Annotated in this window: 2 protein-coding genes; one reads left to right on the top strand and one right to left on the bottom strand. The window is 37.9% G+C overall.

What is annotated here, in order from left to right; all coding sequences use genetic code 11:
• Positions 1-206: 206 nt before the first annotated feature.
• A protein-coding gene (locus ACGLXV_RS24740) for an IS3 family transposase (RefSeq protein ID WP_391560735.1) occupies positions 207-1,366 on the top strand; the annotation gives its coding sequence in 2 pieces (ribosomal slippage) (positions 207-465 and positions 465-1,366; 1,161 coding nt in all).
• Positions 1,367-1,466: 100 nt separating this feature from the next.
• Here ACGLXV_RS24740 and lipA read toward each other — a convergent pair.
• The coding region (gene lipA / locus ACGLXV_RS24745; RefSeq protein WP_391560736.1) for a lipoyl synthase at positions 1,467-2,369 on the bottom strand (903 nt) is incomplete at its 5' end.

A 2,369-nucleotide genomic window follows, 5' to 3' on the forward strand; every position in this document is an offset into this window, starting at 1 on the left:
TTAAATTGTTTATTTGGAAATGTACATTTTTATTATATGTGACGTGTTTGGGTTTTTCAACTTTATTTTAGAAAATAATCTGAAAAGTTTATGAATAAAAAAAGAGTAACCTGTTTGGGTAACTGGTATTATCCCCTACAGGTAGACATTAAAAAAAGAGAGCATGTATGATGTTCTTAATAGTCTTCCTGGGAGGGGATTTTTCTATGGCCAAAAAGGGACAAACATTTAGTACATATACAGAGGAATTAAAACGTGAGGTAGTTCGTTTGAAGCTGGAGGAGGGCTGGTCCTACCGACAGCTTCGAGAACGCTTTGGGATTAAGAGTGATGCCCAAATTGCCGAGTGGGTAAAGAAAGTAAGGAATAATGTGTCTTTTGAAGATCTAAGAGGACAGTGGAATAAAAGGAATTTTAATAGCTTAGAGGATGAAAATGCTTACTTGAAAGCGCAGGTAGAATACCTAAAAAAGCGCAATCCAAATCTACATGGGAAGGAGTGGTCTTAAAGGCAGAAAGGTTTCAAATCATTGATCAATTAAGGAAAAAGCACCCACTTGCGTGGCTTCTTAAGATTGGTGAGGTATCTAAAGCAGGATACTACAAATGGTGTAATAGTCGGTCTAAACGGTCTATTCGTATGGAAGAGGATGTATTGCTAAAGGAACATATTCTAGCCATTTATAAATTACACCCCTACTATGGCTATAAACGAATGAGGCGGGCTTTATTTAGAGAAGGCATTGTTGTAAATCACAAACGTGTACGTCGTTTAATGCGGGAATTGGGAATAAAATCAGTTATTCGTAAGAAAAGACCGTTCTACGGACGTAGAGGATCTGTTGTATTTCCTAACGTACTTAACAGAGAGTTTTTTGCAGAAAATCGGTTTGAGAAGCTAGTTACGGATATTACATATGTGCGGGTAGGAGAAAATTTTGCCTATCTATCAGCGGTTTTAGATTTATATAATAATGAGATTGTAGCTTGGCAATTATCAGAAAGGAACGACCTTGAATTAGTATTAAATACGTTAAAACAATTAGAAGGAGTACCTTTTGCCAAGAATGCACTTATCCACTCAGATCAAGGTTTCCAATATACAACTAGAACATATGAGAATCATGTAAAGGAGCTTAAAATCCAAGGAAGTCATTCTAGAAAAGGAAATTGCCACGATAATGCTTGTATTGAATGTTTCTTCTCACATTTAAAGACAGAGAAGTTGTATTTAGTGCGTCCTAAAACCCTTGAGGAAGCATATCAGGCTGTCCAGGAGTACATTGAGTTTTATAATAAGGAACGATTCCAAGAAAAATTTAAAGGCCTTTCCCCGATTGAATACCGAGAAAAGGCCGCAGCTTAGTGTTCTCTTTTTTTCATTGTCTACTTGACAGGGTTATGTGCAGACTGAACTCTTTTTTTGACTACTACAGCGCCTAGGCGCTTCTGCTTTTCATTTTATCTTATGCTTCTTTTGCTTCAGTTTCTCCAAGCAATTGTTTATGCTTAGCTGCTGCATTAACCTGTTCATCTGCATGGTAGGATGAACGTACTAACGGACCAGCCTCGCAATGACTAAAACCTTTAGTGATGGCAATTTCGCGTAATTCGGCAAATTCCTCTGGACGATAATATTTTTCAACCTTTAGATGGCTCTTAGAGGGTTGTAAATATTGTCCAATTGTCATTATATCTACATTATTTGCTCTTAGGTCATCCATGACCTCGATAATTTCTTCTTTTGTTTCTCCAAGACCAACCATTAAGCTTGATTTCGTTGGTATTGTAGGCTGCATTTCTTTCGCTCTGCGCAAAAATTCTAATGAACGCTCATACTTTGCACGCGCTCTAACTCTTGGTGTAAGTCTTCTTACCGTTTCAATATTATGATTTAAGATGTCAGGCTTTGCATCCATTAACAATGCTAGATTTTCTTCCTTTCCACCCATATCTGATGGGAGAACCTCAATGCTAGTAAAAGGATTCTTTCTTCTAATCGCTTTAACGGTTTCTGCAAAAACTCCTGCACCGCCATCTTTTAAATCATCCCGGGCTACCGCAGTAACCACAACATGTTTTAAGTTCATTAATTGAACAGAGTCTGCCACTCGTTCTGGTTCTGCCAAATCTAATTCTGTTGGCAATCCTGTTTTAACTGCACAGAAACGGCAGGCACGTGTACATGTATCACCAAGGATCATGAAGGTAGCCGTTCTTCTCTCAGCCCAACATTCGTGAATATTGGGGCAGCGCGCCTCTTCACATACCGTATGCAGGTTTTTTTCACGCATCATTTTTTTTAAGCCAGTATAATGTTCATTCGTATTTAATTTTATTTTCAACCATTCCGGTTTTCTTAGGTATTC

It is taken from the genome of Robertmurraya sp. (assembly GCF_036676585.1).
Classification (GTDB): Bacteria; Bacillota; Bacilli; order Bacillales; family Cytobacillaceae; genus Robertmurraya_A.